This is a genomic window from Methanobrevibacter sp. (genome assembly GCF_045577275.1).
In the GTDB taxonomy this organism is placed as follows: domain Archaea; phylum Methanobacteriota; class Methanobacteria; order Methanobacteriales; family Methanobacteriaceae; genus Methanobrevibacter.
The window spans coordinates 1-5297 of the sequence record NZ_JAZNIB010000211.1 but is presented as its reverse complement, the minus strand read 5'-3'; the positions used below and the strand labels follow the sequence as shown (position 1 = coordinate 5297).

Sequence of the window (5297 nt, the reverse complement as noted above, 5' to 3'; positions counted from 1 at the left end):
GTTTTCATTGTTTATTCCCTTTTCAACAATCTTGAATTTGGCATTGATGTTAAGTCTTAGGTCATCTGTCCATTTGATGTCCAAATCTAATGGAATGTTTTGCTTTATGGTTTCATTATGGAATTTCTTGAGGTTGTCGTGAGTGGATTTGGAATAGCTTAAGAGAACTTGGTCCCCTTCACGGACATTTCTTGTTGTTTCAATCTTTATGTATTCATCGGTTTGTTCCTTGATATTGTCAATATAGATTCCCTTGATCTTGTCCTTATACTTGAATCCGATTCCATCACCAATGTCAAGGTTTATCTTGAAATCTTCGTTTTCCTTAGCTATTGTGATTAAATCCCCTTTCTTTTCTGTGATTCTTCCGATGTAAACCCCTTCGTGGCCTGAACTTTCTCTTCCTAAAACTTGTCCTGGCTTTTGATTGAGGATATAACCGTCAGTAAATTGCCTATTGAATACAAGACTCAAATCCTTTTCATAATCTCCTTCATCACCGTCAATAAGATGTCTGTATGCATTTGTGATTGTTCCCACATAATCTGCAGATTTCATCCGTCCTTCAAGCTTAAGTGAAAAGACTCCCGCATCCTCTATTTTATCCAATCCTTTGTATACTGCAAGATCATGAGTTGACAACAGGTATCCGTTTCCAACATTGTAGTTTTTATATTTGAGTTTGTATTGCTTACGGCAAGGCTGTGCACATGCTCCCCTGTTTCCACTACGTCCGCTGTTGTATGAGGAGATGTAGCAGTTTCCACTGAAACAGTAACAAAGAGCTCCATGTCCGAATGCTTCAAGTTCCATAGTGATATTGGATTCCTGCATTTTTTTTGACATTTCAGCTATTTTATCCACACTTATTTCACGTGGCAATACTATTCTGGAGACATTGTTTTCCACAGCCCATAAAATACAATCATAATCGCTTAATGTCATTTGTGTGGAAGCATGAACTTCAAGACCTGGAATGAGGTTTTTAATGAGTTCAATAATTCCCAAATCCTGTACAATAACCGCATCAACTCCTACTTTGTATAAGTAGAATAGGTATTTCACCACATCCACAACTTCAAAGTTGTTTATCAAGGTGTTTACGGTTACATGTATTTTTGCTCCATTCAAGTGAGCGTATTCCACACTTTTTTCTATTTCCTCTAGAGTAAAGTTTTTGGCAAATGCCCTTGCTCCGAACCTTTCTCCAGATATGTATACTGCATCAGCCCCTGCATTGATTGCTGTAACCAATATGTCATAGTCTCCTGCAGGTGCTAATAATTCAGGTAATGTCATTAAGTAATCTCCCTATATTTTGATTGTTTTTATGATTGTATTTTTTAATTTTAATGAATTTGATTTTGAAATATTTTTTAATAATTTAACTATTAATAAATATGTCAATTTTATTATATACATATTTTTAATATTATAATTTAATATTATAGTAAATTTATTGATAATATAGTAAATTTATTAATAATTAGTATATTTATAGTTGCGATAGCTTGTGAAAACTAATAAAATTTCAATAGAATTATATATTTTTAAAAATAAATTCTATTCTATGTATATTGTATTGGAAGGAATAGATGGCGCTGGTAAATCAACCCAGATTAAAATGTTAAAGGAATGGCTGGAAGATAACGGTTTCAATGTTGAAACAATTGTTGAACCAACTGACATGGAAATTGGAAAGCTAATCAGAGAGTTGCTCACTCGAAGTGATGCAGAATCAGATTCCATGCAAAAAACATTTGGGTTGCTATTTGCTGCCGATAGGCTTATGCTAATGGATAAGATTGAAAGATTGGAAAATGAAAATACTGTAGTTATAAGTGACAGATCTTTCTATTCAAGCTTGGCTTATCAAAACCCTCAAGAATGGATTAAAGAGTTAAATAAGTATGCTAAGATTCCAGATTTGGTTTTGCTCTTGGATTTGGATGTCAAGAAATCCGTTGAAAGATGTGATGGAACAGATGAGTTTGAAAATGAAGAGTTCTTGACTGGAGTAAAACAGAATTATTTGGATTTAGCCAAATCATATGATAACTTTAAAATAATTGATGCAAATAATGGTCCGAATAAGGTCTCTTCTGATATTAAAAAAGCAGTTGCACCATTATTTGATATTTGTAAGGATTGTATCTTATAAGCAAAAATAGAAAATTTAAGTATTTATCTTAAATTATATTTTAAATTTTAACTAATTTTATTTTTAAAAATAAGAAAGTAGAAAGTAAGATAGTCAAATTAGATTATCTTCTATTTAATTCGTCTAATCTTTCTTTCATTACTTTTACAATGTAATCTTGTGCTTTTTCAAGCTCTTCTTTTGTACCTTGGAGTTTTGGTCCAAATTCGGTTTGCTTAAGTTCAACATCGAACTGTTCGATAACATGAGCAAGCATTTGTTCTCCAATTCCATTGGTAAGTTTCATTTCATATACTGGTTCTTCTTCCATTCTATCCCTCTATAATCTTTTTTTTAAAAATTAATAATTATAATCTTTCAACTATTCCTGTGACTCCATAAAGTCTCTAACTGGTTTTAAGAAATCAATTAAGTATTGTGTAATTGCGTTTTTCAAGTCCATTGGGTGCAAGTTTTCTTCACTGTACATTTTGTATAATTCATCTTTAGTGAGTTCTAAGTTTCCACCAAATTTCTCAGGTCTTTCTATAAGCAAAGTGTCTTGTTGTGTGAAAACGAAGTGATCTGCAATTTCCAAAATAGGGTTTCCTTCAGTTTCACCCATTGGACAGTAGCTTTTCTTGATTTTATCCTTGATTGTCTTTTCATCATCGTCAACAGCGATGTAGTTTCCTTTGCTTGAGGACATCTTGTCATCCCCGTCAAGACCATGAATCAAAGGAGTGTGAATACAGACAGGTGCTTCTTTTCCTATTCTAGGTAAGTTTTCTCTTGCTAACATTTGGATTTTTCTCTGTTCCATACCGCCTAATGCAATATCAACTTCCAAAGCGGACATGTCTGCAGTTTGCATCAATGGATAAACTACACTAGCAACTTTAGGGTTGTCGTCATGTCTGCTGACTTGATCCATACTTCTTTTTGCCCTTTTCAAGGTGGTTAAAGTAGCTAATTGATAAACATCATTAGTGTATTCGCTTCCAGTTTGGAAAGATGAACCTAAAACGTATTCGGTTTCATCAGCAAGTCCTAATCCTTGGAAGCATCTTTTATTGTATTCTGCAGTTTCAGCTATTTCCTCCACAGTTCCTTTTCCATTCAAGAAAGCATGATAATCTGCAAGCAAGATTTTGATTTTAAATCCTAAATCCTGTAATTGTTTAAGTTTCATGATTGTTACTGCATGACCTAAATGAATTTTTCCAGAAGGTTCATATCCAGTATAAGCAATAGGATGCTCTTTTTCAAGCTTTTCTTTCAATTCATCTACATCAATGATTTCTAAAGTTCCTTCTTGAATTAATTCAATTTTTTCTTCAATGTTCATGTAATCACACTTTTGTTTTTGTAATTGTTTATTGTAATTGGTATTATAATTGGTTATTAGATAATTATTATAATTATGATTTTTTTGCTATAATTTTAGATTATTAGATTTTCAGATTATATAAATCTTCCCATCTATTTTGATTACATCAATCTCTTCGCCGATATTGATTTTCTCTAATTTTTCAGTCATTTCCAAATCGATTGGGCTGTAGTCATCAGGATCAAGAATCTGAAGTGAATTTGGAGATTTTGATGTAACAATCGCTTTTTGAACTCCTTCCAAATGCTCTATCTTTTCTATGGAATCGTATTCTCTCCATTTTAAAGCTATTGTGTCCTGATTTTCCAAGTTAATGACTTGGATTCTATTTCCATCAACATCATTGATTTGATAAATGCCATCATTATACTTTACAAAGTCTTCCTTAACAAATTTTGGAAGTCTTAATGCAATCCATATTCTGTAAAGCCCTTTTCCAGTGGATTTATCTTCACTGATAAGCCTTGGGGATTCCTTGGTGGTTCCACCAAATTCCTCTTTGAGATGTTCCACAACCTTTTTTGCAGTCTTTAAAGATCCGATGTAATAGTCATTTCCTTCCTTAAGTTTTGCAACTTGAGGAATGTAAGCCAATTTATCCTTTTTAAATTGCTTTTCAAGAGTTCTATGGATAATCTCCTCTGCCTTTTCCTTTTCCTCTTCTTTAAGTTCCCTATCATCTGCACGCAATTGAATTACAGCTTCATAGTAACCTGCATTTCTCTTACTGCAGTCAGGGCAAACTGAGTAATTGATTTTTACATCTGGTGTGTGTGTTTCTACGACTTCCTCTCCTAAAACAGTTGCAACTGCTTCAACATAGCATTCTGCAATTGTTCCTCTCATTTGGTCTATTTCAAGTTCGATTTCCTCGTTTTCAGCCAAATCGGAAATTTTAATGTTTCTCTCCAATGCCCTGTAGATGATTTCTTCTTCTGGAATGTACTCATCTTTCCATTTTCCTTCCTCTAACTTTGCATTGCAGTGTTTGCAGATTGTTACAGAGATATTTTCTGGAATTTCCATAAGCTGAAATTTCTTTAAAAAACAGTTTTTGCAGATTCCATCTATCATTTCAACGTCTGTTGCACCGCATTCTGGACAAAACATTTTAAAACACTCTAATATGTAAAAATTGAATAAAAACTAATAATTATTTAAATGGCTAATTTGATTTTTTAAAAAAATAAAAAATTTAGAAAAGAAGAAAGGATATTATAATGGTTTAAGTGGAGCCTTTGCACCACATGCTGCACATTTTAATATGAAGATTCTGTCTTCTCTTATGATTTTAGTATCTGGTCTGTTACATTCATGGCAGATAACATATTTTTCAATATAGTCATCGATTCTTTCATTGATTAGGAAATGATTGAATTTACCTTGTAAGATTGCTCTTACTCCTTCCAAGTTTCCTGCAGTACCTAATTCTCTTAATAAATATTTTAATACGTGTTGAGGATCTCTGTTTAAGGAGTCAGCAACATCTTTGAAGTTTTGGATAAAGGTTCTATTACCTTGAATAACAGAGTATGCCTTTACAGGTTCAAACCTTTTTGTTTCAAATACCTCAGGTGGTAATTGGTCAATAGCTCTGTTTAATAAGTTTTCGTAATCTTCCATTTTTTCACCTCTTTGGAATAATAAATAATTTCTAATAAGTATAATCAAATAAAATTTATGAATTTTTTCTAATAAAAAATAGTATTTGAGTTATATTAATATAAACTATATTTTTTATCATTTATTAATGTATTTATTATATAA

At 32.2% G+C, this 5297-nt stretch carries 6 protein-coding genes; 1 reads left to right on the top strand and 5 read right to left on the bottom strand.

The annotated features are described in order from the left end of the window. Positions 1 to 1299, bottom strand: a 1299-nt coding sequence (locus ACKI67_RS06100) for a peptidase U32 family protein (protein ID WP_407462554.1), incomplete at its 3' end; no start/stop codon positions are given. A 271-nt stretch (positions 1300 to 1570) separates the two neighbouring features. Here ACKI67_RS06100 and tmk point away from each other — a divergent pair. Continuing rightward, on the top strand, positions 1571 to 2161 hold the full coding sequence (gene tmk / locus ACKI67_RS06095; RefSeq protein ID WP_407462553.1) for a dTMP kinase: 591 nt from the start codon (positions 1571 to 1573) through the stop codon (positions 2159 to 2161). Between the two features lie 103 nt (positions 2162 to 2264). Here tmk and ACKI67_RS06090 read toward each other — a convergent pair whose 3' ends face one another. The 4 genes from ACKI67_RS06090 to ACKI67_RS06075 all read right to left on the bottom strand — a co-directional run bounded on the left by ACKI67_RS06090 (position 2265) and on the right by ACKI67_RS06075 (position 5153). Beyond that, a complete protein-coding gene (locus tag ACKI67_RS06090; protein ID WP_296855341.1) occupies positions 2265 to 2471 on the bottom strand; it encodes a hypothetical protein in 207 nt (68 codons plus the stop codon). 51 nt (positions 2472 to 2522) lie between these two features. Next, positions 2523 to 3488, bottom strand: coding sequence for a tyrosine--tRNA ligase (locus ACKI67_RS06085; protein ID WP_407462552.1), 966 nt, complete (start codon positions 3486 to 3488; stop codon positions 2523 to 2525). A gap of 111 nt (positions 3489 to 3599) precedes the next feature. After that, the gene (locus ACKI67_RS06080; RefSeq protein WP_407462551.1) at positions 3600 to 4640 is read right to left on the bottom strand and encodes a 60S ribosomal export protein NMD3; all 1041 of its coding nucleotides are present in this window, start codon (positions 4638 to 4640) and stop codon (positions 3600 to 3602) included. A gap of 105 nt (positions 4641 to 4745) precedes the next feature. After that, positions 4746 to 5153, bottom strand: coding sequence for a translation initiation factor IF-2 subunit beta (locus ACKI67_RS06075; RefSeq protein ID WP_407462550.1), 408 nt, complete (start codon positions 5151 to 5153; stop codon positions 4746 to 4748). Between the last annotated feature and the right edge of the window lie 144 nt (positions 5154 to 5297).